Genomic DNA, 22337 nt, shown 5'->3' on the forward strand with positions numbered 1-22337 from the left:
ATGCAAAATGGCCATTGAAAATACCTCTTTTGACTTGTGTCAACGCCAGCGCCGATCACCGCTTTCGCGCTTGATGGTGCATGTAATATACGCCTTAACATCATGCTTTCCATCGACCTCGCCGGGTGGCTGCCCATGGTTTCACTGGATGCTCAAGACCGTTGCCTCATCGACGCTTATCAGCGCGGCCTGCCGATCTGCGAGCGGCCCTATGCCGCCATGGCCGAACGGCTGGGCGTCAGCGAGGAGGAGGTGGTCGAGCGACTGCAGCGCCTTCAGTCGCTGGAGGTGCTGAGCCGGGTGGGGCCGGTCTTCGACCATGCCCGGGCCGGCGCCAGCCTGCTGGGGGCGGTGGCGGTCCCCCCCGAGCAGCGCGATGCCGCGGCCGCGGTGATCAACCGCTGCCCGGGGGTCAACCACAACTATGCCCGCGAGCATCGCTACAACCTGTGGTTCGTGATGACCGCCGCCGACGAGGCGCAGCTCGAGGCCCGACTCGATGCGCTGGAGGCCGAGCTGGGCGAGCCGCTGCTGCGCCTGCCGATGCTCGAAGGCTTCCATATCGATCTGGGCTTTCCCATTCCCTGGGCCGAGCTGGAGGGCGCATGAGCCGCGAAGCGCACGACCCGATCCCCTGCACCGATGCCGAACGTCGCCTGCGCGCCCTGCTCGAGCGCGGCCTACCGATCACCGCGCGCCCCTGGCAGCGGCTGGCCGAGCAGTGCGGTATGTGTGAGGCGGAGGTGATGGCCTGCGTGCAGCGCTGGCAGCAGGCGGGCCTGATCAAGCGCCTGGGGCTGGTGGTCAAGCACCATACCCTGGGCATTCGTGCCAACGCCATGGTGGTCTGGGACGTGCCCGATGACGCCGTGGGCGAGCTGGGCCGTCGCCTGGCCGGGGAAGCGGCGGTGACGCTGTGCTATCGCCGCCCGCGCCGGCTGCCCGACTGGCCCTACAACCTGTTCTGCATGATCCACGGTACCCGCCGCGACAGGGTGCTGGCGTCGCTCGACGAGATCGTCGAGCGACAGGCGCTGCAGGCCATTCCCCACCGCGTGCTGTTCAGCCTCAAGGCCTACAAGCAGCGCGGCGGTCGCTACACCCGAGAGGACGACGCCCATGACAGCCGAGCCTGCCACCCGGCCTGAGCCGGCCGAGCTCGATGCCGCCGACCGGCGCATCATCAACCGCCTGCAGGACGGCCTGCCGCTGGTCGAGGCGCCCTTCGCCGCCGTGGCCAATGAGCTTTCGCTCAGCGAGGGCGAGCTGCTCGAGCGGCTCGCCCGGCTGCGCGAGAGCGGGGTGCTCAGCCGCTTCGGCCCCATGTACCACGCCGAGCGCCTCGGCGGCGGCCTGACCCTGGCGGCCCTGGCGGTGCCCGAGGAGGACTTCGAGCGCGTCACCGAGGCGGTCAACGCCTTCCCCGAGGTGGCCCACAACTACCGACGCGAGCACCCGCTCAACATGTGGTTCGTGCTGGCCACCGAGACGCCGGAGCGTATCGCCGAGGTGATCGCCGAGATCGAGACGGCCACCGGCCTGGCGGTCTTCAACATGCCCAAGCAGGAGGAATTCCATGTCCGTCTCCACCTGCCCGTCTGAGTCGGTCTCGGCCGCGCTGGATGCCCAAGACCGGGCCATCATCCTGGCCACCCAGGCGGGCCTGCCGCTGGTGCCGGACCCCTGGAGCGCCGTGGGCGAGCCGCTGGGGCTTGCCGGCGAGGAAGTGCGCGTCCGCATGCAGCGCATGCAGGAGAGCGGCATCATCCGCCGCATCGCCGCCGTGCCCAACCACTATCGGCTCGGTTATCTGGCCAACGGCATGACGGTGTGGGACGTGGACGACGCCGAGATCGAGCGCCTGGGGCGTGCCGTGGCGGCACTTCCCGGGGTCAGCCACTGCTACCGACGTCCGCGCCACCTGCCGGACTGGCCCTACAATCTCTTTGCCATGCTGCACGGGCGGACCCACGCTGAAGTGGAAGCCCAGGCCGACGAGCTACGCGAGCTACTCGGCTCGGCCTGCCGGGACCACCGCATCCTCTACAGCTCGCGCATTCTCAAGAAGACCGGCCTGCGTCTGGCGGGCCGGTCCGACAGGCAGCGCTAGGGCCCCCCGGCCTGCCGCAAGAGGAGTTAGACATGTTCAGAGTCACCCGCTACATCAAGTCCCTGGTCGAGCCCACTCCGGTGCCGCCGGCCCGCAAGCCGCCCGGTCCGGTGGTGATCTGGAACCTGATTCGCCGCTGCAACCTCACCTGCAAGCACTGCTATACCACCTCGGCCGACATCGACTTCAAGGGTGAACTCTCCAACGCCGAGGCCCATGCGGTGCTCAACGACCTGCAGGGCTTCCGGGTGCCGGCGCTGATCCTCTCCGGCGGCGAACCGCTGATGCGTCCGGATATCTTCGAGCTATCGCGCCGAGCGCGCGAGCTGGGCATCTATACCGGCCTGTCCACCAACGGCACCCTGATCAACGAGTCCAATATCGATGAGATCGCCGATATCGGCTACGACTACGTGGGCATCAGCATCGACGGCCTGGAGGAGACCCACGACGTGATCCGCCAGCGCCAGGGCGCCTTCCGCGAGTCGATGCACGCGGTGAAGCTGTGCAAGGAGCGCGGCATCAAGGTGGGCCTGCGCTTCACCCTGACCCAGCAGAATTACGAACAGCTCGGTGACATCCTGGCGCTGCTCGATGAGCACGACGTCGACAAGTTCTATCTATCGCACCTCAACTACGGCGGGCGCGGCCATCGCCACGGCAAGCACGATGCCTGGCACCAGATGACCCGCGACGCCATGACCCGGCTGTTCGACCACTGCCGGGCGGAGCTTGCCCGCGGCGTCGAGCGCGAGTACGTCACCGGCAACAATGACGCCGATGGCCCCTTCCTGCTGATGTGGGCCCGGGAACACTTCCCGGAACAGGCCGAGGCGCTGGAACAACGGCTGACCAACTGGGGGGGCAACGCCTCCGGCGAGAACATCGCCAACATCGACAACCTCGGCAACGTGCACCCGGATACCTTCTGGTGGGATCACACCCTGGGCAACGTGCGCGACCGGCCGTTCTCCGCGATCTGGCGCGACACCCAGGACCCGCTGATGCTTGGCTTTCGAAAGCGTCCGCGGCCGCTCAAGGGGCGCTGCGGCGAGTGCCGCTTTCTGCCGATCTGCAACGGCAACACCCGGGTGCGGGCCTGGAAGGTCAGCGGCGATCCCTGGGAAGAGGATCCCGGCTGCTATCTCAGCAATGCGGAGATCGGCGTCGACGAGCACCATGCGCGCCGCGTGGCGGCCCCCTACGATGCCATCCAGAGCATCGAGCTATAGACCGTAAAAAGAATCCAAGACAAGAGTGATGCTTCGGGGAGAGGCCGACCATGACTACACATCGCCATTCGCGAAACCTGAGTTTCGAGCTCGACGAGGCGCCGCTGGCGCCCGGCGAGGTCGCCATCGTGGGCGCCGGCCCCGGTGACCCGGGTCTTTTGACCCTGCGTGCCCTGTCGCTGCTGCAGCAGGCCGACTGCCTGGTGTTCGACCGCCTGGTGTCCCAGGAGGTGCTGGCCCTGGCACGGCCCGGGGCACGGCGCTTCTACGTGGGCAAGGCCTCGCGCTGCCACGCCCTGACCCAGGACGAGACCAACGCCCTGCTGGTGCGCCTGGCCCAGGAGGGCAAGCGGGTGCTGCGTCTCAAGGGCGGCGACCCCTACATCTTCGGCCGCGGCGGCGAGGAGGCCGAGCACCTGATCGCGCACGGCGTCGGCTTTCGCGTGGTGCCGGGTATCACCTCGGCCTCGGGCTGCTCCACCTACTCCGGCTTCCCGCTGACCCATCGGGACTTCGCCCAGAGCGTCACCTTCGTCACCGGCCACTGCAAAGCCGACGGCGAACTGGCGCTGGACTGGGCGGCGCTGGCGGTGCCCAACCACACCGCGGTGTTCTACATGGGGCTGGCCAACGCCGCGCTGATCAGCCGCGAGCTGCAGCGTCACGGCCTGCCGGCCTCGCATCCGGTGGCCCTGGTGGAGCGCGGCACCACCCCCGACCAGCGCCACGTGCTGGCGACCCTGGGCGATCTGGTCGAGGTGATCGAACTCGAGCAGTTCCAGCCGCCGACGCTGATCGTGGTCGGGGAGGTGGTGCGCCTGGCCGACACCCTGTCGCCGGCCATGACCCGCCTGACCCGCGGCGATGCCGGCGATGCCGGCGATGCCGGTGAGGCCGGTGAGACCGAGACACTGGACATGGGGAGGCTGGCACTGTGACACGACCCGCGCTACTGATCGGCGCCCTGCTGGGGCTGGCCGTCCCCGCGCTCCCGGCGTTGGCCGACGAGCCGGATTCCAACGTGCTCTACAACCACCACTGCTCGGTGTGCCACGGCGTCAGCCGGCTGGGCGGCATCGGCCCGGCGCTGCTGCCGGACAACCTTTCGCGGCTCAAGCCCGACGAAGCCGTCGAGGTGATCCGCGACGGCCGCGTGGCCAGCCAGATGCCCGCCTACGGCGAGCTGCTCAGCGAACCCGAGATCGCCGCCCTGGCCGAGTGGATCTATGAGCCGCCGGAGGTGGAGCCGACCTGGACCGACGCGGACATCCTCGCCAGTCACGAGGTGCGCCACCCCTACGGCACCCTGCCCGATGCCCCGGTGTTCGAGGTCGACGACCTCCAGAACCTGTTCATCGTGGTGGAGATCGGCGACCACCACGTCAGCCTGCTCGACGGCGACACCTTCGAGCGCATCACCCGCTTCCCCAGCCGCTACGCGCTGCACGGCGGGCCCAAGTACACCCCGGACGGCCGCTACGTCTATTTCGGTTCCCGCGACGGCTGGGTGACCAAGTACGACATCTACAACCTCGAGGTCACCGCCGAGGTGCGCGCCGGCATCAATATGCGCAATATCGCGGTTTCCGCCGATGGCCGCTATGTGCTGGCCGGCAACTACCTGCCCCACACCCTGGCGCTGTTCGACGCCCGGGATCTCGACCTGATCGCCACCATCCCGGTGGAAGGCTTGAACGGCGAGAGCTCACGGGTCAGCGCGGTCTATACCGCGCCGCCCCGGGACAGCTTCGTGGCCGCCCTGCGCGACATTCCCGAGGTGTGGGAGATCCGCTGGCCGGAGGAGCGCGCCGAGGGTGACGAGACCATCGTCGGCGACTTCGCCCTGCACCGCATGGAGGCGCCGGACTACCTCGACGACTTCTTCTTCGACATGGAGTACCGCTACCTGGTGGGCGCCGCCCGCGGCGGCAAGGGTGGCCAGGTGTTCGACATGGACGAGGAGGTCAAGGTCGCCGATCTGCCCCTGGAAGGCATGCCGCACCTGGGTGCGGGCATTACCTGGGAGCTGGACGGCCGCCGGGTGATGGCGATCCCGCATATCGACAAGGGGCTGGTGTCGGTGTTCGACATGACCGACTGGTCGCTGATCACCAACATCGAGACCGATGGCCCGGGCTTTTTCATGCGCAGCCACGAGAACTCCCCCTACGCCTGGGTGGACGTGTTCTTCGGCCCCAACCACGACCGGGTGCACGTGATCGACAAGCAGAGCCTGGAGATCGTCGAGACCCTGATCCCGGAGCCCGGCAAGACCGCCGCCCACGTGGAGTTCGACCGCCGTGGCGAGACCCTGTTGCTCAGCGTCTGGGACGACGACGGCTATCTGCTGTGGATCGACGCCAATACCCTGGAGGAGATCGACCGCATGCCGATGAAGCGCCCCTCCGGCAAGTACAACGTCTGGAACAAGACACAGTACGAGGAGGGCACCAGCCACTGACTGGCAGTGCAGTGCCTGTAAGGGGTATTCGAAACGCCTGGCCGGCCGCGGCCAGGCGTTTTTGCTGAAAAGAGCTATGCGTGGAAAGAAGCATTCTTGATGCCTGTCATGGCGTTGTCCGGCGCTTTTCCACACAATGGGTTCATCCAAGTGTTCAAGTCGGGTATCTCGCCATGAAATCAGCCACTGCCGTTTCCGGTCTGACGCACCTGCCCGTGGCGCGTCTGGCGTTTCGTCCCTTCTTCCTGCTGGCCTCGCTGTTCAGCGTGCTGGCCCTGGTGGTGTGGTTCGCCTTCTGGCACGGCGATATCCTGCTGCGCCCCCACGGCGGCCTGATGTGGTGGCACCAGCACGAGATGATCTTCGGCTTTGCGGCCGCCATCGTGGTGGGCTTTCTGCTCACCGCGGTGCAGAACTGGACCGGCCAGCGCAGCCTGCACGGGGCGCCGCTGCTGGGCCTGGTGCTGCTGTGGCTGGCGGCGCGGGTGCTGCTGGCCTACCCGCTGGGCCTGCCGGCCTGGCTGTTGATGCTGATCGATGTGGCCTTCCTGCCGCTGGCGGCCCTGGCCATGGCGCGGTTGGTGATCCGTGCCAAGCTGTGGCGCAACCTGCTGTTCGTGCCGCTGCTGCTGCTGATGGCCGTCGCCAACCTGGCCATGCACCTGGGCATCATGCGCGGCGAGCTGCCGCTGATCCGCGAAGGCGGCTATCTGGGGGTGCTGCTGATCGCCACCCTGATGGTGCTGCTGGGTGGGCGGGTGATCCCCTTCTTCACCTCGCTCAAGCTGGGCCGGCCCAAGCCCACCGCCATCGCCATGCTGGAGAAACTGGCGGTGGGCGCGATGCTGGCGGTGGTGCTGATTCAGCTGCTGATCCTGCTGGGCGTTGGTGTCTCGGCGGCGCTGCTGGGCTGGGTGATGCTCATCGCCGCGGCGGCCAACGCCGTGCGGCTGGCTCGCTGGGAGGGGCTTCGTACCCTGCATGAGCCGCTGCTGTGGGGCCTGCACCTCAGCTACGCCTTCATCCCGCTGGGACTGGTCATGTGGGCAATCGCCCTGACCGGCGCCTTCCGCGTCGAACTGGCGCTGCACGCCCTGTCCATCGGCGGCATCGCCGCCATGATGCTGGCGATGATGTCCCGGGTCGCACTGGGCCACACCGGTCGCACCATTCGCACCCTGCCGGGGATCGGCGTGGGGCTGGCGCTGATGTTCGCCGGCGCCCTGCTGCGCTCGCCGGTGCTGGCGATGTTTCCGCAGATCACCCACTGGACCTACAACCTGAGCATCCTGTTCTGGTGCATCGCCTACCTGATCTTTCTGTTCCACTACGCGGTGCCGCTGGTGACCGCGCGGGTGGATGGCAAGGACGGCTGAGGCGGCCCGCGATGCTCGAACACTATCTGCTGATCAAGCATCTGCATATGACCACGGCGGGACTTAGCCTCGCCTTGTTCATCCTGCGGGCCTGGTGGTCGGTGCGCGAGGCGCCGGCCCTGCAGCGCCGCTGGGTCAAGGTGCTGCCCCATCTCAACGACACCCTGCTGCTCACGCTGGGCGTGGTGCTGATGACGCTGCTGTCGATGTGGCCCCACCAGCATCCCTGGCTGGCGGCCAAGATCGTTGCCCTGCTGCTCTACATCGGTCTGGGCACGGTGGCGATCAAGCGCGGCGCGACCCCGGTGATACGCGGGGCGGCGGCCCTGGCCGCGGTGGCGGTGTTCCTCTATATGCTGGGCGCGGCGGTGCACAGCGATCCGCTCTCCTGGCTGGCGCCGCGTTAGCGCCGTTTGGCGGATCATGCTTTCGCCAACGGCGATGCCATCTATACTGAGGTCACTTCGACATAGTCCGCAGCGAGGAGAGCTGGCATGAGCAAGCAGGACCTACCCGCCGGCGCCGGCAAGGTGGCCGATCAGTATCCCGAGGTGTGGCGCGCCTTCCAGTCCCTGGGTGAAGCCTGCGCCGAGGCCGGGCCGCTGGACGCCCGTACCCGGCGGCTGGTCAAGCTGGCCCTGGCGGTGGGGGCCGGCTCCGAAGGGGCGGTGCACTCCCATATCCGCCGCGGCCTGGCCGAGGGGATTGAGCCCGAGGCGCTCAAGCAGGTCGCCATGCTCGCCGTGCCCACCCTGGGGCTGCCCTCCGGGGTGGCGGCCCTGACCTGGATCGAAGACCTCACCGACTCCTGAATACCCGCCCGTTGCCACGGCGGGCGCGTACCGCCCGCCGTGCGACACTAGGCCGCAAGCCACGACCCGCCAATAATCCACGGCTTGCGCGCTTGTTTTACCGCCATTTGACGAAGGTCAATGCCTGACCCTGCCGGGGGCTGCTACTCTAAAGATGCATTATAAATGCATGTTATAAGGGGTGGGACTGGTCGATCTCGGTCGCAGGTCCCGAAAGTGCCACACGAGCAAGGGGGGATGGCCCATGACCGAAGGCCTCACCAAGGCGGCTGCCCGTAATATATTTTACGGTGGCTCGCTGTTCTTCTTCCTGCTGTTTGCCGCGCTGACGGCTCACAGTCACTTCTACATCGTCAACACCTCGACCCAGCCCATGTCGGACTCCGTCAGGCTGGGCAAGCATGTCTGGGAAGAGCACAACTGCATCAACTGTCACACCATTCTCGGCGAAGGCTCCTACTTCGCTCCTGAGGTCGGGAACGTCTGGACCCGCTACGGCGGCCGCGACAACCCCGAGGGTGCCCGCATGGCACTCGAAGCGTGGATGAACGCCCAGCCCACCGGTGCTCCTGGCCGTCGCCAGATGCCTGCCTTCGATATCAACGATGAAGAAATGCAGGCGCTGATCGACTTCTTCGAGTGGACTGACTCCATCGACACCCAGGGCTGGCCGCCGCATCCGGCAGGCTGATCTGGACTTCAGGAACCAAGGAGAGTCGAAGCGATGAAATATGAAACGCAGAAGGTAGCCTTACCCTTCTTCATGGTGGCGATGGCGCTCTTTGCGCTACAGATCGTCTTCGGGCTGGCGGCGGCGGCGGCATACGTCTGGCCGCACTTCATGTCCGAGGCGATGCCCTTCAACATCACCCGTACCAGTCATACCAACCTGCTGATCGTCTGGCTGCTGATCGGCTTCATGGGTTGCACCTACTATCTGATGCCCGAAGAGGCTGAGCACGAGATCTATAGCCCCAACCTGGCCTACTTCCAGCTGGCGCTGTTCGCCATCGCCGGTGCCGGCGCGCTGATCAGCTACCAGTTCGGCATCCATGAGGGGCGCCACTATCTCGAGCAGCCGCTATGGGCCAAGCTCGTGATAACGGTCTCCTTCCTGATGTTCTTGTTCAACACCAGCTTGACCATGCACAAGGGGCGCAAGACCGCCATCAACATGGTGCTGATGCTGGGCCTGTGGCTGGCGGCGGTGTTCTGGCTGTTCGCCTTCTACAACCCCGACAACCTGGCGCTGGACAAGCTGTGGTGGTGGTGGATCGTCCACATCTGGGTGGAAGGCGTGTGGGAGCTGATCATGGCGGCCCTGCTCGGCTACCTGCTGATCAAGATGACCGGCGTCGACCGCGAGGTCATCGAGAAGTGGCTCTACGTCATCGTCGGCCTGGCGCTGTTCTCCGGCCTGCTGGGCACCGGTCACCACTACTACTGGATCGGTACCCCGGCCTACTGGCAGCCGATCGGCAGCATCTTCTCCACGCTTGAGGTGATCCCGTTCTTCGCCATGGTGGTGTTCGCCTTCTATATGTTCTGGAAGGGCAGCCGTAACCACCCGAACAAGGCCGCCATGCTGTGGACCCTGGGCTGTGCCGCCGTGGCCTTCTTCGGCGCCGGTGTGTGGGGCTTCATGCATACCCTGTCGTGGATCAACTACTACACCCACGGGACTCAGGTCACCGCGGCCCACGGCCACCTGGCCTTCTACGGCGCCTACGTGATGCTGATCATGGGTATCATCACCTACGCCATGCCGCAGATCCGCGGTGTCCAGCCCTACAACCAGGTGCTGAACATGTGGGCCTTCTGGATCATGACCGCTGCCATGTGGTTCATGACCTTCACCCTGACCTTCGCAGGCGTCGTCCAGACTCACCTGCAGCGGGTGCTGGGCATGAACTTCATGCAGATCCAGGAGCAGCTCGACCTGTTCTACGTCATGCGCTTCGGTACCGGCATCTTCGTCGCCGCCGCCGCCGTGATGTTCATCTACGCGGTCTTCGGGCCGGCGCGCGAGCAGGTGCCTGCCACCAGCAAGCCGCTCACTGCCACCGAGTGATCGACCCGACGGGGCGCGCTGCGCCCCGTCAACCCTTCCCCGGAGTGACGCCATGTCTCACACTGCTACTGCCGCTGCGGCCGTGTCCCAACCGGAACGCGACCTGCCCTACTACGAATCGGTCGGCAACGAATGTGCGCTTTTCGAGCAGGCGTACCAGCAGCGACTGCCGCTGCTGCTCAAGGGGCCTACCGGCTGTGGCAAGACCCGCTTCGTCAGCCACATGGCGGCCAAACTGGGTCGCCCGCTGTTTACCGTTTCCTGCCACGATGACCTGACTGCCGCGGACCTCACCGGGCGCTACCTGCTGCAGGGTGGTGAGACCCGCTGGGTCGATGGCCCCCTGACCCGGGCCGTGCGCGAAGGCGGCATCTGCTACCTCGACGAGGTGGTGGAAGCGCGCAAGGATGTCACCGTGGTGCTGCACCCGCTTACCGACGACCGCCGCCTGCTGCCGTTGGAGCGCACCGGCGAGCTGCTCGAGGCGCCGGATGATTTCATGCTGGTGGTCTCCTACAACCCCGGCTACCAGCACATTCTCAAGTCGCTCAAGCCGAGCACCCGCCAGCGCTTCGTGGCGATGTCCTTCGACTTCCCCCCTCCCCGCCTGGAGTGCGACATCGTCTCCCGCGAGAGCGGCCTGGCTCACGAGCGCTGCGCCGCCCTGGTCAACCTTGCCGCGCGGCTGCGCCAGCTCAAGGGCCAGGACCTGGAAGAGGGCGTCTCCACCCGCCTGCTGGTCTACTGTGCGACCCTGATCGCCACCGGCATGCCGATTCTCGAGGCGGCCCGCGCGACCCTGGTCGAGCCGCTCTCGGATGACCTGGATGTCCAGGAAGGACTGATGGAAGCGATCAACGCCACCTTCGGTTGAAGCACTCTACAGCGAGGGGCGTCGGGGGTAGGCCGAAGAGGAGGTCCTACGCCAGGGAAGGCGTCGGTAGCGTACAGGGAGGTATTCACAGCGCCTCCTCGCAGGCCTGCCGCCGAATCAGCCCCGAGCAAAAAGGCGCTGGCACGAGGCAACGCCTTCTTGATCAGGAGATCGATCATGCTGCCATTTCTTGAGGTCGAGGAGTTCGTCGGTCGCCACTGGCACCGCTGGGCCTCCAGCGCGGCCAGCTACCAGCGCTACCCCGACGCGGCCGTGGAGCTGGAGAGCATGCGCCACATGCTGGGCGTGTTCTTCCGCGCCAGTGGCGGCGAGGCGGGCGTGGAAGTGGCCGCCATCGTCGCCCGCAGCTCCCAGCACCGCCTTTCGCTGCGCCAGCGGCTGGGCTTCGACGACGAGGCCATCGACCAGGCGCGGCGCGACGAGGAAAGCCTGCTGCTGCCGCCGACCCTGGACTTCTTTCCCGAGGCGCAGCTCAACCGCGACCTCTACTTCTGGCTGGTGGCCTTCCTGGCCGTGTCGCGCCGCCCCGTGGCGCAGCGCGACCCGCTGCGCCAGGATCTGGCCAGTCTGCGCGAGGCCGTGCGCGCCCGCGAGGCGGCCCTGGTCCGCTTCCCCGGCCTGGCCGAGCGCCACCGGCGGCTGAGTCTGGCGCTGCTGATCGTGCGGCCGGAGCGCAAGCGCCTGCCGCCCATGGAGATGGCGCTGGAAGAAACCCTGCGCGTGTTGCTGGGCGAAGAGCGTGAGCTCGACGGCTGGGCCGCGGCCATGCACCGTGCGGTCTGTGATCCGTCCGCCTCGCTGGAGGACTTCAAGGCGCCGCGGGGCTACAAGCCGCCGCTGCCGGTACCGCTGTGGGGCCAGGTGGTGGAGCTCGGCACCGGCTCGGGCCGTGAGGAGAGCGCCGACGACCCCCACGAAGGCGAGACCAATAGTCCACAGTCGGTGGACGGGGGCAAGCGCAAGGCCGAGCGCAAGCGCCAGGATCAGACCGAGCGCGATGACCCCCTGATCGCCAACCGCTTCGAGAAAATGCTCTCCTGGACCGAGATGGTCAACCTCAATCGCCTGGTCGAGGACAACGAGGACGAAGAAGCCAAGCGCGCCGCGGAGCAGATGGAGGAGATCATCCTCAGTCCCCACAAGCAGCGCGCGGCGACCCGCATCAAGGTCGACCTCGACCTGCCCCCCGACGAAGTGCTGGGTGAGCGGCTGCGCGGCAAGCACCCCTACGCCGAGTGGAACTACCGCAAGCAGATCTACCTGCCCGACCACTGCCTGGTGCACACCGAGCTGGCGAGCGAGGAGGGCGAGCAGTGGGAGCCCGACGACGCCACCCGGCGCCGCATTCGCCGGGTGCGCCGCGAGTTCGAGGCGCTGCGTCCGCGCCGCGAGATCCTGCGCGGCCAGCTCGACGGCAGCGAGCTGGACATGGACGCGGTGATCCGTTCCCGCTGCGACCTGGCCGCCACCGGCGAGTCCAGCGACCGGCTCTACCAGGCGACCCGCCAGCAGGCCCGCGACCTGGCGGTGTCGATCCTGGTCGATGTTTCGCTTTCCACCGATGCCTGGCTCGAGGATCGCCGGGTGCTGGACGTGGAGAAGGAGGCGCTGCTGGTACTGGGCCACGGCCTGGCCGGCTGCGGTGACGACTACGCCATCCACTGCTTCACCTCCCATCGTCGCCACAAGGTGTGGGTCAACACCCTGAAGACCTTCGAGGAGTCGATGGGCGAGCGGGTGGCGCGGCGCATCTCGGCGCTCAAGCCAGGGCACTATACGCGCATGGGGCCGGCGATTCGCCACGTCACCGGCGAGCTGGCCAAGCGTCCCAACCGCCACCGCCTGCTGCTGGTGATCACCGACGGCAAACCCAACGACACCGACTACTACGAGGGGCGCTACGGCATCGAGGACACCCGCAAGGCGGTTCTCGAGGCGCGTCAGCAGGAGGTGCGGGTGTTCGGCGTGACCGTCGACAGCGAGGCCCACCAGTACGTCTCGCGGCTGTTCGGCCGCGGCAGCTACGCCATCGTCAACCGCCCCGAGCATCTGGCGCTGGCGCTGCCGGGCATCTATCGTCAGATCATTGGTAGCTAGAGCGCCGGCCCCGAGCCGGCAGGAGAGATAACCCTATGACACTGAGCCGCCCCGTGATGGCCACGCTCTTCGGAGTGATCGCGGCCTTCGTCGTGCTCACCCCGCTGATCTGGCTGATCAATACCCGCGACTGGGGCATCTTGCTGATGCTGCTGGCGCCGGTGGTGATCTACGCCCTGATCCACGCCGGGCGCCGCCTGGCGGAGTGGGCGCAGCCACCGCCGCCCGAGCCCCCCGAGGAGCGCTGATCCGGCGCCCTGGCGAACCGCTGTAGATACACCAACGGCGCCGCCCCCCGAGGGGCGGCGCCGTTGGTTTGGGTGGATGCGGCAGGGGGGCTAACGGCGGTGGGCACTGGCCCGGACGTATCAGCGCGCCAGCAGGTAGCCGAAGGCCACCAGCACCAGGGTGAAGAGGGTCAGGCCGACAAAGGCGCCCCGCCAGGCGGGCGTGGCGTCGCGCAGGCCCAGGTAGACCATCAGCACCTGATGGGCCTTGAAGAGGGTGCTCAGCAGCAGCAGGCCGGCCGACCAGAGCGGCAGCGCCGCCAGTCGGGCATCGCCGCCGAGCTGGGCCGAGAGCATGGTGACCAGGGTCAGGCCCATCAGCACGGCCCAGGTGATCAGCAGCCGGCGGGTGGCCGGGGGCAGGGTGGCGAGCGGCGTCGGCATGGTCACCTCAGCAGGTAGATGATCGGGTAGAGCAGGATCCAGATCAGGTCGACCATGTGCCAGAAGGCGGCCGCGGTCTCCACGTTGTCGTGGGAGATGCGCCAGGCCACCAGGGCGATCAGGGCCAGCCCGAACAGCACGTGGGCGAAGTGAAAGCCGGTCAGCAGGTAGTAGAAAGTGAAGAAGGTGTTGGTTTCCGGCATCAGGCCCTGGCCCAGCTTGTCGGCGTACTCCATCACCTTGACCACGCAGAACACCACCCCCAGGGCGAAGGCGCAGGCCAGCCACTGGCGGCAGCGCCTCACCTGTCCGGCGGAGATGGCCTGCACGGCCAGGGCGGCGAACAGCCCGCTGGTCAGCAGCACCAGGGTATTGATACCCCCGGCCACCGGGTCGAGCAGCTGCTGGGAGGCGTCGAAGACCTCGCGCTCGTCGATCCTCAGCCAGGCGAAGAGGCCGAAGAAGGCGGCGAAGACCACCATCTCGCTGAGGATCAGCACCCACATTAGCGGGTTGCCGGGCAGGGCGGAAAGCGGCCCCCAGCCCGGATTGGGCAGGGGGCGCGGGATCGCGTCCTTGCGCTGGGGCATGTCAGCCCTCCGGGGTGACGGGGGTTTGGTCGAACTCGGCGCGCACGGCCGGGGTGGTCAATTTCCAGCCGGCCCAGGCGAACAGCGCCACCAGGGCGGTCGCCGCCATGATCAGCAGGCTCAGCGCGCCGACCAGCCCCGCCACCGGGTTGCCCGGGTTCACCGCCTCGGTGGTGGCGGCCTCCGGCAGCAGGCCGAAGGTCATCGGGGTCAGGGCCGCGGCGCCGAACACGCCGAAAAAGCCGGCGACCATCAGGCCGACGAAGGCGGGACGCGCCCAGGGGCGACGCTGCAGCAGGGCCAGGGCCAGTACCAGGGTGACCAGCGCGCCGACGATCAGCAGGGTGGCAAGGGTGGCGCTGCGTTCGATGAGCCAGGCGACCCCGCCGGTCAGCCCGCCGCTGCCGGCCTCCACCCCCAGCGAGGCCACCAGGGCATCGCCGGGCAGCAGTGGCAGCGTCAGCAGGGCAAGGGTGAGAATAGAAAAGGCAATGAAGCCCCAGGCAATGCCGGAGACGGCCCCGGAGCGCGGCGGTGCCGAGGGTGAGGAGAGGCTAGCGGTGGTCATGGTTGGCTCCTGATCGATCAATCATCCAGCGTGACGGCAGCGCCGCCGAACAGCAGGCTGCGGGGGGCCGCGATGGCCTGGTTGTTCATCAGCCGGTTGATGCCCACGCCGCAGCGGCCGATGGTCCAGCCCAGGCAGGCGGTGAAGAAGCCATAGCCCAGGGTCCAGGAGACCCAGGAGGGGGCGCCGATCAGGCCCAGCAGGTTCCAGGCCGCCAGCGCCGCGACGCCGGCCAGGGCACCGAGCCAGAAGGTGCGGATCTGGAACTGCAGGTGGCTGCCCACCCACCCGGCGCTGCGGCGGCGACACAGGTGGGCGATCAGCACACCGATCGGCGCGGTGATCACGGTCATGATGCTGCCCAGAAACAGCACGTAGACGGTGGCAGCCAGGCCCTTGCCGCGACGGCTGTCGGTCGGCTCGCTGGCGGTGGCCGGCTGGGATGCGGAAAGCGGCGTGGAGGACATGCGCTACCTCCTGATGGTGGAGTTGGCCGTTGGAACCACGCCGGCGGCTCGGCCGGCGTGTACTGTCGATACTATGGCCCAAGGGAGGCGTCGCTGTCCTTGTCGCGGATCAAAACTTGACCGTCAAGGTAGGATAAGCGTCTTGACAGAGTGTCGCAGTGTCAGTCGGGCTGCGCCGACCATGCGCCACGCCAGGAAGCAAAGGGTGACGGCGCCAGAAAGGAAAAGGATGATGGCCGCAAGAGCGGCCATCACCCGTGTCGCGTTACGCAATTAGCCCTGTTGCGCTTTCAGATTCTCCTGTTCCTCGATCATGCGATCCACCGAAGAGACGTAGTATTCCTCATCGAAGGCGCCCTCCGGCTCCTTGAGCCAGATGAAGCAGACCAGCCAGCTGAGGAAGGCACCGCCCGCCAGGATGTAGAAGAACTGGGTGGGCGTGACGAAGGTGAAGATGGTCAGGTAGACCACCGCCCCCACGTTGCCGTAGGCGCCGGCCATTCCCGAGATCTGGCCGGTGATACGGCGCTTGATCGAGGGGATGATGCCGAAGGTGGCGCCTTCGGAGCCCTGCACGAAGAAGGAGGTGAAGATGGTGATGGCGATGGCGACGATCAGCGGCCAGTTGGAGTTCATCAGCCCCATCAGCATGAAGCCGATGCCGATGCCGAACATGTAGCTGAGCATCACGAAGCGCCGGTTGCCCATGCGATCCGAGACCGCCCCGCCCATGGGGCGTGCCACCAGATTGACGAAGGCGAAGGAGGCGGCGATCAGGCCCGCGGCGGCGGCGGAGAGGCCCCAGGTCTGCTCGAAGAACATCGGCAGCATGGAGATGACCGCCAGCTCGGCGCCGAAGTTGGCGAAGTAGGTGGTGTTGAGCGCCGCCACGCTGTTGAAGTGGTACTTGTCATCCTCCGGCACGCCCTTCTTGAGGATCGGCACATTGACCCGAATGATCTGTACCACCTGGTAGATCACGATCGCCAGGATGGCCAGGTAGGCGATGAGTGCGCCGTTGGTCGACAGGAAGCCCATGTCCTGGATGCGCCACACCAGGATCGCCAGGCAGCCCACCAGCGGAATGGTCCACAGGATCAGCTTGATCATGTCGCCCCAGGTGCTGACCTCCATGGCCAGGGCCTTGCGGGTCTTGCGGTGGGAGGAGGCGCTGGGGCCGTCGGTGATGGCGAACCAGTAGAAGACGCCGTAGGCGGCCATGACGATGGCGCTGATGGCGATCGCCCAGCGCCAGCCATCCTCGCCGCCGAGCATGGTCAGCGCGATGGTGGGCAGGGTCATGGCCGCGGCAGCGGAGCCGAAGTTGCCCCAGCCGGCATAGAAGCCCTCGGCGAAGCCGATATGCTTGGGCTTGAACCACAGCGCGGTCATGTGGATACCCACCACGAAGCTGGCACCGATGGAGCTGAGTATCAGGCGCGAGATCAGCAACTGGGTCATGGTATTGCCGAAGGCGAAGGCCAGGGCGGGAATCGCCATGACCACCATCAGGATCGAGAACACCCGGCGTGGGCCGAAGCGGTCCAGCGCCATGCCGACGATAATGCGTGCCGGGATGGTCAGCGCCACGTTGGTGATGGCAAAGAGTCGGATATGGTCCTGGGTCAGCCAGTCGACGCTCCTCAGCATGCTGCTGGCCAGCGGGGCCATGTTGAACCAGACGTAGAAGGTGATGAAGAAGGCGATCCAGGTCAGGTGCAGGGCCCGGATCTCGGGCGTACGGAACTTGAATAGGTCGGCGACTTTCATGGTCGTATCATCCTGATATCGCAGAAGAAAGGGTAAAGGGCTTCAACACCTCGCTTCAGGGGCTGGGAAGGATCAGCAGTGGGCACTCGACGCGGCGGGCGAGAAAGGAGCTGACGCTGCCGAAGGTCATGTAGTCGAGCTCGTCGACGAAATAGCTCAGCGACTGGGCGATGATGCCGCCGTCGGGCTTGCTGCTGTGGCGGGCGATCACCAGCACGTCGGGCCGGTGCTTCTGGGTAGCCTGCAGCAGCATCTTGCGGGCATCGCCTTCCGCCAGGGTCCAGTCGACGTCGAAGCCTTCCCGGGTGGCGAAATCGACGCCCTCTTCCAGCGCCGCCTTCAATTCCTGGTACTCCTCCTGGAACAGGTCCTCGTTGGCGTCGGTGGCGTCGCGGGGATTCTCTGCCACCCCGACCAGCATCAGCAGGGGGGCGTTGCAGCGGAACAGGCTGACCGTCTGGGCCAGGGCCAGCTTGGCGTTTCGTGAGCCGTCATAGGCGATCATGATCTTCATGACATACCTCCGTGGAGGAAGGAGTGAGGTGAGGCCAGGTCCCGACCCGGTGGCCGGGACCTGGTGACGACGGCGTCAGGGATTTTTGACGTAGGCGTTGGGGCGCAGGTAGAACCACCAGTTGATCACCAGGCACAGCGCGTAGAAGATCGCGAAGCCGTACATGGCGAGTTCGGGGGTACCGGCCTGGATCTGCTCGCCCATCACCCGCGGGGCGATGAAGGCGCCATAGGCGGCCACCGCGGAGGTCCAGCCCAGCACCGGGCCCTTCTGATGCTGGTCGAAGATCACGCCGATGGTGCGGAAGGTGGAGCCGTTGCCGATGCCGCTGGCGGCGAACAGGATCACGAACAGGATCATGAAGATCGCGAAGTAGCTGTTCGGGTCGGTGGAGTTGTAGGCCTGCATCATCACCCAGCCGGTGACGGCGGAGGCGATGACCATGACGACCGAGATCACCTGAGTGACGATGGAGCCGCCGACCTTGTCGGAGACCCAGCCGCCGATGGGGCGGATCAGGGCGCCGACGAAGGGACCGATCCAGGCCCAGGTCAGGGCGCTGGGGCCATCTGGGTTGGACACCCGGGTCACGCTGCCGTCGGCGGCCACTTCCATCATGTTGCCGAAGATGACGTTGATGGAGAGCGGCAGGGCGGCGGAGAAGCCGATGAAGGAGCCAAAGGTCAGGATGTAGAGAACGGTCATCGACCAGGTGTGCTTGTTGGAGAAGATCGCGAACTGCTTCTGGATATTGGGCTTGATCTCGCCGGGAATCAGGCGCAGTGCGAAGACGGTGAGCACGATGGTCAGCGGCAGGGCGATCCACATGTTGAGCCATACCAGCGCCAGCATGCCGATCACCGAGGTCACCAGGCCCACGCCATAGAGGCCGAGGATCTTGCCGAACGCCTGGGCGGGGGTGCCGGGGTTGGGGGTGATGGGGCGCAGGTTGTTCATGCCGAACCAGCTGGCGATGGCCAGCGGAATCAGGAAGACCAGCCAGATGAAGCCGGCGTTCTGGATCCAGGTGTCGGTGCCCGCCTCGATCCGACCGATCAGGGTGCCGCTGGAGCTTTCCAGCGCCATGGGGGCGCCGGCGATGGCGCCGAAGACACCGATGGTCATCACCAGCGGAATCAGGATCTGCATGGTGGTGACGCCGAAATTACCCAGCCCGGCGTTCATGCCCAGGGCGTAGCCCTGCTGCTTCTTGGGAAAGAAGGTGGAGATGTTGCTCATCGAGGCAGCGAAGTTGCCACCACCGATGCCCGAGAGCAGCGCCAGCATCTGGAAGACCCAGAAGGGCGTATCGGGATTCATCAGCGCCACGCCGGTGCCGAGGGCCGGAATCATCAGCAGGGAGGTGGTCAAAAAGACGGTGTTGCGCCCGCCGGCGATGCGGATCATGAAGGAGGCGGGGATGCGCAGGGTGGCGCCGGACAGGCCGGCCAGGGCGGTCAGGGTGAACAGCTGGCTCACCGTGAACGGGAAGCCCAGGTTCTGCATCTGGGTGGTGATCATCCCCCACATCAGCCAGACGGCGAAGCCCATCAGCAGGCTGGGAATGGAGATCCACAGGTTGCGGTTGGCAATCCGCTTACCGTCCCGTTCCCAGAACTGTTCGTTTTCGACATCCCAGTGCTCGATGTCGGCATTCTTGCGCGATGTCGCGACCCTTTCGAGGTCGGCACTCGTTTTGGACATGGTGGTTTCCCCTTGGTGGTTCCGCTGACTCCCGGTTTGCACCCTGAGGCCTGACCGGGGTCAATGCAGTACGTCTGGGGCAAAGATACGACGCCCGAATGGAGGGGGAAACCGGCCGGAATGGCCGCTAAATCCGTAAAGTACCTCTTGAGGGGTAGCGGGGGTAGGTTTTCAGTCGTTTGATTTTAAAGGGTTTTTTTCAGGGCCGGGAGGGCGGCGGGCCGCTTGTCGGCCCGCGGGGTTATTTGGAGGTATCCACACAGAACGCCGGGGAGCCTAGCGCTCGATGCCCTCCTGCACCGCCCACACCGCCGCTTCGACTCGCGAGCGCAGGTTGAGCTTCTTGAGCAGGTGCTTGACGTGCACCTTGACGGTGCCCTCGGTGATCTCGAGCTTGCGGGCGATGAGCTTGTTGGAGAGCCCGGCGGCCAGCTCGCGCAGGATCTCGCGCTCGCGCTGGGTCAGGCTGTGGATGTCGGGTGTGGCCGGCTGGCTGCGCTGGTTGCGCAGCGCCTCGGCCAGCAGGGCAGTGAGGCTCTCGCTGACCACCATGCGCCCCAGGGTGGCCTGGCGCAGTTGGCGCACCATCTCCTCGGGCTCCATGTCCTTGAGCAGGTAGCCATCGGCGCCGCCGCGCAGCGCGGCCACCAGATCGTCCTCGTGGTCGGACACGGTGAACATCACGATGCGGCCGGCGAAGCCGTCCTCGCGCAGCGCCTTCAGGGTCTGGATGCCGTCCATGCCGGGCATGTTGAGGTCGAGCAGGATCAGGTCCGGGTCCATCTCCCTGGCCAGGCGCACGCCTTCGGCCGGTTCGCCGGTGTCGCCGATCAGTTCCAGGTCGTCTTCCAGCTCCAGCAACTGGGCCACGCCGCGGCGCAGCAGCGGGTGGTCGTCGATGATCAGGATGCTGGCGGGAGTTTCGCTTGCTGACGGGTCCATGGTGTCTCAGTTTCCTTGATCGTGAGTGGTGACGTCCGGTGCCGGCTGCCGGGTGATCAGGCGCGCGGTCTGCGGCGTGAACTCCAGCTCGATCAGGGTGCCGCCCTGCACACGGTTGGCCAAGTGGAGCTCGCCGCCCAGGGTATGGGCGCGGTCGCGCATGATCACCAGGCCGTAGTGCATGGGCGGTGAGTCGCCGGCGGTCAGGCCGATTCCGTCGTCTTCGATGCGCAGCAGGATGCGGGCGTTGTGAAAGCGTACCGTGACCGCCGCCCAGTGGGCCTCGGCGTGCTTGTGAGTATTGCTCAGCGCCTCCCGGGCGACCTGCAGCACATGGATCTCCTCGTTGGGGTTGAGCAGATGGGGCGGCACGTCATAGTGCAGTTCCACCGGGGCGCCCATGCGCTCGGCGAATTCGGCGGTGGTCTGCTGCAGGGCCGACTGCAGCCCCGGCCCCTCCAGCTTGAGGCGGAAGGTGGTCAGCAGCTCGCGCAGCTGGCGGTAGGCGCTGTTGAGCCCGGTGCGCAGCTCGTCGAAGACCGCGGCCTGGGTTGCCTTGGGGGCGTCCTTGGCCTGCATGCGCTCCAGGCGCGCCACCTGCATCTTGAGATACGACAGCGACTGGGCCAGGGAGTCGTGCAGTTCCCGGGCGATGATGGTGCGCTCGTTCATCAGCGAGATCTGCTGCTCCTCCTCGATGCGCCGCTGCAGGTAGACCGCCGTGGCCAGCTGGTCGGCCAGGGCGTTGAGCAGGCGCCGCACGCTGTCGGAGAGCTGCTCCCCCTTGGGGTACCAGATCTCCAGGGTGCCGAGCATCTCGTCGCCGACGCTGACCGGCAGCAGCAGGCAGTCGCCCTCCTCGGTGTCGGGCAGAGTCAGCGGCTCGCTGTCGAGTAGGCAGGCGTGGCAGTCGTGGTCGCGGCAGTAGGTGGGGCGGCGCGCCGAGTGGGTGGCGAGTATCGGAATCTGACGGTCGTCGTAAGGATCGTTGAGCGACAACCGGATGGGGCCTATCTCCAGCAGCTGTTCGATGCGGCGCAGCATGGGAGCGGCGCTGGCGCACAGGTCGTTACCGCCGCCGTAGAGCGAACGACTGCCGTCGTGCATCACCTGCATGGCCTGGTTGCCGCGCTCGAGTTCCTCGGTCTTGCGGGCCACCCGCTCCTCCAGGTCGGCGTAGCTGGAGGCCAGCTGATCGGCCATGTTGTCGAAGGTGCGCCCCAGCATGGCCAGCTCGTCGCTGCCGGTGAGTCGGGTGCGGCGCGAGAAGTTGCGCCGGGCGGCCTCGCGGGCCAGCACCATCAACTGGCGAAGCGGGGCCACCAGGTTGTGGCGGATGTCGTAGAGGGCGATGGCCACCACCACCGCGGTGAGTCCCAGAAACAGGATCTGCAGGGCACTGAGCAGACGAATCTTCGCCTCGGTGTTCTGTTCGAGCTGCTTGACCATGGTATCGATGTCGCCCACCAGGCCGTCGAGGGCCAGGTTGAGGGGCTCGGCCTGCAGGTACTGGCTGGTGATGGCGCGGTTCACCTCCGGGGCGAGTTCGTTGTGCCAGCGCGACAGGATCAGGCGGTACTGCCGGCGCAGCTCATGGGCCTCGGAAGTGGGGATGGCGCCGGTCAGGTTATCGCCGGTCAGGCGCTCCTCGAAGCGCTCCTTGAGGACGCGAATCTCGGTCTGGTGCTCCCAGGTGGGGCGGCGCTCGAAGCGCTGCAGGGCGGCGACGATCTGATAGGTGTTCATGCGCAGCGAGCCGGCCACGTTGATGGCGGCGGCATCGCCGCGGCTGCCTCCCGCCACGGCCATGGTCACCACGATGCTGACCAGGGCCATGGCACTGATCGCTAGCAGCGAGGCCACGATCCGGGCCACCAGGGAGCGTTGCAGCAGTTTCATCGCTGGGTGCGATCTCCAGTCGGTTTCACGGGTAGTTCGACACTATACCCCAGGAGATAGCCGCTGCCCTCTACCCAAGGGGGTACCTCGTATGCCCTTTTGACGCTGCCGCCCGGGAGCTCGAAAATTCCTTGGACCCTCTCGAGGAATCCGCCGTT

24 protein-coding genes are annotated in these 22337 nt (G+C 66.5%); 15 read left to right on the forward strand and 9 right to left on the reverse strand.

Annotated features, from left to right (window positions below):
* The first annotated feature begins 135 nt into the window (after nucleotides 1-135).
* The 15 genes from HOP52_RS03645 to HOP52_RS03715 all read left to right on the forward strand — a co-directional run bounded on the left by HOP52_RS03645 (nucleotide 136) and on the right by HOP52_RS03715 (nucleotide 13302).
* Nucleotides 136-609, forward strand: coding sequence for an AsnC family transcriptional regulator (locus HOP52_RS03645; protein ID WP_238975905.1), 474 nt, complete (start codon nucleotides 136-138; stop codon nucleotides 607-609).
* Nucleotides 606-1148, forward strand: coding sequence for a siroheme decarboxylase subunit beta (ahbB, locus tag HOP52_RS03650; RefSeq protein ID WP_238975906.1), 543 nt, complete (start codon nucleotides 606-608; stop codon nucleotides 1146-1148). Before HOP52_RS03645 ends, ahbB (HOP52_RS03650) begins: the two co-directional genes overlap by 4 nt.
* On the forward strand, nucleotides 1120-1602 hold the full coding sequence (locus tag HOP52_RS03655; protein ID WP_238975907.1) for an Lrp/AsnC family transcriptional regulator: 483 nt from the start codon (nucleotides 1120-1122) through the stop codon (nucleotides 1600-1602). Before ahbB (HOP52_RS03650) ends, HOP52_RS03655 begins: the two co-directional genes overlap by 29 nt.
* Entirely contained in the window at nucleotides 1577-2110 is a 534-nt protein-coding gene (gene ahbB / locus HOP52_RS03660) for a siroheme decarboxylase subunit beta (protein WP_238975908.1), read from the forward strand. Before HOP52_RS03655 ends, ahbB (HOP52_RS03660) begins: the two co-directional genes overlap by 26 nt.
* Before the next feature lie 32 nt (nucleotides 2111-2142).
* On the forward strand, nucleotides 2143-3342 hold the full coding sequence (gene nirJ / locus HOP52_RS03665; RefSeq protein ID WP_238975909.1) for a heme d1 biosynthesis radical SAM protein NirJ: 1200 nt from the start codon (nucleotides 2143-2145) through the stop codon (nucleotides 3340-3342).
* A 50-nt stretch (nucleotides 3343-3392) separates the two neighbouring features.
* On the forward strand, nucleotides 3393-4280 hold the full coding sequence (gene cobA, locus HOP52_RS03670; RefSeq protein WP_238975910.1) for a uroporphyrinogen-III C-methyltransferase: 888 nt from the start codon (nucleotides 3393-3395) through the stop codon (nucleotides 4278-4280).
* The gene (locus HOP52_RS03675; RefSeq protein WP_238975911.1) at nucleotides 4277-5803 is read left to right on the forward strand and encodes a nitrite reductase; all 1527 of its coding nucleotides are present in this window, start codon (nucleotides 4277-4279) and stop codon (nucleotides 5801-5803) included. Before cobA ends, HOP52_RS03675 begins: the two co-directional genes overlap by 4 nt.
* 173 nt (nucleotides 5804-5976) lie before the next feature.
* Nucleotides 5977-7179 carry an NnrS family protein gene (locus tag HOP52_RS03680; RefSeq protein ID WP_238975912.1) on the forward strand — a complete coding sequence of 401 codons (1203 nt, stop codon included), beginning with the start codon at nucleotides 5977-5979 and terminating at the stop codon, nucleotides 7177-7179.
* An 11-nt stretch (nucleotides 7180-7190) separates the two neighbouring features.
* On the forward strand, nucleotides 7191-7586 hold the full coding sequence (locus tag HOP52_RS03685; RefSeq protein WP_238975913.1) for a SirB2 family protein: 396 nt from the start codon (nucleotides 7191-7193) through the stop codon (nucleotides 7584-7586).
* Between the two features lie 87 nt (nucleotides 7587-7673).
* Nucleotides 7674-7991 carry a carboxymuconolactone decarboxylase family protein gene (locus HOP52_RS03690; protein WP_238975914.1) on the forward strand — a complete coding sequence of 106 codons (318 nt, stop codon included), beginning with the start codon at nucleotides 7674-7676 and terminating at the stop codon, nucleotides 7989-7991.
* Nucleotides 7992-8235: 244 nt separating this feature from the next.
* A complete protein-coding gene (locus HOP52_RS03695) occupies nucleotides 8236-8682 on the forward strand; it encodes a c-type cytochrome (protein WP_238975915.1) in 447 nt (148 codons plus the stop codon).
* A 33-nt stretch (nucleotides 8683-8715) separates the two neighbouring features.
* On the forward strand, nucleotides 8716-10062 hold the full coding sequence (locus tag HOP52_RS03700; protein ID WP_238975916.1) for a cbb3-type cytochrome c oxidase subunit I: 1347 nt from the start codon (nucleotides 8716-8718) through the stop codon (nucleotides 10060-10062).
* A 52-nt stretch (nucleotides 10063-10114) separates the two neighbouring features.
* Nucleotides 10115-10936 carry a CbbQ/NirQ/NorQ/GpvN family protein gene (locus HOP52_RS03705; protein WP_238975917.1) on the forward strand — a complete coding sequence of 274 codons (822 nt, stop codon included), beginning with the start codon at nucleotides 10115-10117 and terminating at the stop codon, nucleotides 10934-10936.
* A 177-nt stretch (nucleotides 10937-11113) separates the two neighbouring features.
* Nucleotides 11114-13054, forward strand: coding sequence for a nitric oxide reductase activation protein NorD (locus HOP52_RS03710; RefSeq protein ID WP_238975918.1), 1941 nt, complete (start codon nucleotides 11114-11116; stop codon nucleotides 13052-13054).
* 35 nt (nucleotides 13055-13089) lie between these two features.
* The gene (locus tag HOP52_RS03715) at nucleotides 13090-13302 is read left to right on the forward strand and encodes a hypothetical protein (protein WP_238975919.1); all 213 of its coding nucleotides are present in this window, start codon (nucleotides 13090-13092) and stop codon (nucleotides 13300-13302) included.
* 120 nt (nucleotides 13303-13422) lie between these two features.
* Here the strand turns inward: HOP52_RS03715 and HOP52_RS03720 are convergent, their stop codons facing one another.
* The 9 genes from HOP52_RS03720 to HOP52_RS03760 form a co-directional block, all read right to left on the reverse strand.
* Nucleotides 13423-13725: a cytochrome C oxidase subunit IV family protein gene (locus HOP52_RS03720; protein WP_238975920.1), complete on the reverse strand. Its 303-nt coding sequence runs from the start codon at nucleotides 13723-13725 to the stop codon at nucleotides 13423-13425.
* A 2-nt stretch (nucleotides 13726-13727) separates the two neighbouring features.
* Nucleotides 13728-14315, reverse strand: coding sequence for a cytochrome c oxidase subunit 3 family protein (locus HOP52_RS03725; RefSeq protein WP_238975921.1), 588 nt, complete (start codon nucleotides 14313-14315; stop codon nucleotides 13728-13730).
* A 1-nt stretch (nucleotide 14316) separates the two neighbouring features.
* Entirely contained in the window at nucleotides 14317-14883 is a 567-nt protein-coding gene (locus tag HOP52_RS03730; RefSeq protein WP_238975922.1) for a hypothetical protein, read from the reverse strand.
* 17 nt (nucleotides 14884-14900) lie between these two features.
* Nucleotides 14901-15350: a DUF4870 family protein gene (locus HOP52_RS03735; RefSeq protein ID WP_238975923.1), complete on the reverse strand. Its 450-nt coding sequence runs from the start codon at nucleotides 15348-15350 to the stop codon at nucleotides 14901-14903.
* Between the two features lie 273 nt (nucleotides 15351-15623).
* On the reverse strand, nucleotides 15624-17120 hold the full coding sequence (locus HOP52_RS03740) for an MFS transporter (RefSeq protein ID WP_238975924.1): 1497 nt from the start codon (nucleotides 17118-17120) through the stop codon (nucleotides 15624-15626).
* A gap of 55 nt (nucleotides 17121-17175) precedes the next feature.
* Entirely contained in the window at nucleotides 17176-17634 is a 459-nt protein-coding gene (locus HOP52_RS03745; RefSeq protein WP_238975925.1) for a universal stress protein, read from the reverse strand.
* 75 nt (nucleotides 17635-17709) lie between these two features.
* Nucleotides 17710-19338: an MFS transporter gene (locus tag HOP52_RS03750; RefSeq protein WP_238975926.1), complete on the reverse strand. Its 1629-nt coding sequence runs from the start codon at nucleotides 19336-19338 to the stop codon at nucleotides 17710-17712.
* 276 nt (nucleotides 19339-19614) lie between these two features.
* Complete coding sequence (gene narL, locus HOP52_RS03755; RefSeq protein WP_238975927.1) at nucleotides 19615-20280, reverse strand: two-component system response regulator NarL; 666 nt, start codon at nucleotides 20278-20280, stop codon at nucleotides 19615-19617.
* Nucleotides 20281-20286: 6 nt separating this feature from the next.
* Nucleotides 20287-22179 (reverse strand): histidine kinase, encoded by a 1893-nt coding sequence (locus tag HOP52_RS03760; protein ID WP_238975928.1) that lies wholly within the window; start codon nucleotides 22177-22179, stop codon nucleotides 20287-20289.
* Between the last annotated feature and the right edge of the window lie 158 nt (nucleotides 22180-22337).

It is taken from the genome of Billgrantia campisalis, assembly GCF_022341425.1.
Lineage (GTDB): Bacteria > Pseudomonadota > Gammaproteobacteria > Pseudomonadales > Halomonadaceae > Halomonas > Halomonas campisalis.

What these genes read in the sequence shown, in the direction of transcription:
- HOP52_RS03645 (WP_238975905.1), top strand. Translation starts at nt 136, where the DNA reads ATGGTTTCACTGGATGCTCAAGACCGTTGCCTCATCGACGCTTATCAG.
- ahbB (WP_238975906.1), top strand. Translation starts at nt 606, where the DNA reads ATGAGCCGCGAAGCGCACGACCCGATCCCCTGCACCGATGCCGAACGT.
- HOP52_RS03655 (WP_238975907.1), top strand. Translation starts at nt 1,120, where the DNA reads ATGACAGCCGAGCCTGCCACCCGGCCTGAGCCGGCCGAGCTCGATGCC.
- ahbB (WP_238975908.1), top strand. Translation starts at nt 1,577, where the DNA reads ATGTCCGTCTCCACCTGCCCGTCTGAGTCGGTCTCGGCCGCGCTGGAT.
- nirJ (WP_238975909.1), top strand. Translation starts at nt 2,143, where the DNA reads ATGTTCAGAGTCACCCGCTACATCAAGTCCCTGGTCGAGCCCACTCCG.
- cobA (WP_238975910.1), top strand. Translation starts at nt 3,393, where the DNA reads ATGACTACACATCGCCATTCGCGAAACCTGAGTTTCGAGCTCGACGAG.
- HOP52_RS03680 (WP_238975912.1), top strand. Translation starts at nt 5,977, where the DNA reads ATGAAATCAGCCACTGCCGTTTCCGGTCTGACGCACCTGCCCGTGGCG.
- HOP52_RS03685 (WP_238975913.1), top strand. Translation starts at nt 7,191, where the DNA reads ATGCTCGAACACTATCTGCTGATCAAGCATCTGCATATGACCACGGCG.
- HOP52_RS03690 (WP_238975914.1), top strand. Translation starts at nt 7,674, where the DNA reads ATGAGCAAGCAGGACCTACCCGCCGGCGCCGGCAAGGTGGCCGATCAG.
- HOP52_RS03695 (WP_238975915.1), top strand. Translation starts at nt 8,236, where the DNA reads ATGACCGAAGGCCTCACCAAGGCGGCTGCCCGTAATATATTTTACGGT.
- HOP52_RS03700 (WP_238975916.1), top strand. Translation starts at nt 8,716, where the DNA reads ATGAAATATGAAACGCAGAAGGTAGCCTTACCCTTCTTCATGGTGGCG.
- HOP52_RS03705 (WP_238975917.1), top strand. Translation starts at nt 10,115, where the DNA reads ATGTCTCACACTGCTACTGCCGCTGCGGCCGTGTCCCAACCGGAACGC.
- HOP52_RS03710 (WP_238975918.1), top strand. Translation starts at nt 11,114, where the DNA reads ATGCTGCCATTTCTTGAGGTCGAGGAGTTCGTCGGTCGCCACTGGCAC.
- HOP52_RS03715 (WP_238975919.1), top strand. Translation starts at nt 13,090, where the DNA reads ATGACACTGAGCCGCCCCGTGATGGCCACGCTCTTCGGAGTGATCGCG.
- HOP52_RS03720 (WP_238975920.1), bottom strand. Translation starts at nt 13,725, where the DNA reads ATGCCGACGCCGCTCGCCACCCTGCCCCCGGCCACCCGCCGGCTGCTG.
- HOP52_RS03725 (WP_238975921.1), bottom strand. Translation starts at nt 14,315, where the DNA reads ATGCCCCAGCGCAAGGACGCGATCCCGCGCCCCCTGCCCAATCCGGGC.
- HOP52_RS03730 (WP_238975922.1), bottom strand. Translation starts at nt 14,883, where the DNA reads ATGACCACCGCTAGCCTCTCCTCACCCTCGGCACCGCCGCGCTCCGGG.
- HOP52_RS03735 (WP_238975923.1), bottom strand. Translation starts at nt 15,350, where the DNA reads ATGTCCTCCACGCCGCTTTCCGCATCCCAGCCGGCCACCGCCAGCGAG.
- HOP52_RS03740 (WP_238975924.1), bottom strand. Translation starts at nt 17,120, where the DNA reads ATGAAAGTCGCCGACCTATTCAAGTTCCGTACGCCCGAGATCCGGGCC.
- HOP52_RS03745 (WP_238975925.1), bottom strand. Translation starts at nt 17,634, where the DNA reads ATGAAGATCATGATCGCCTATGACGGCTCACGAAACGCCAAGCTGGCC.
- HOP52_RS03750 (WP_238975926.1), bottom strand. Translation starts at nt 19,338, where the DNA reads ATGTCCAAAACGAGTGCCGACCTCGAAAGGGTCGCGACATCGCGCAAG.
- narL (WP_238975927.1), bottom strand. Translation starts at nt 20,280, where the DNA reads ATGGACCCGTCAGCAAGCGAAACTCCCGCCAGCATCCTGATCATCGAC.
- HOP52_RS03760 (WP_238975928.1), bottom strand. Translation starts at nt 22,179, where the DNA reads ATGAAACTGCTGCAACGCTCCCTGGTGGCCCGGATCGTGGCCTCGCTG.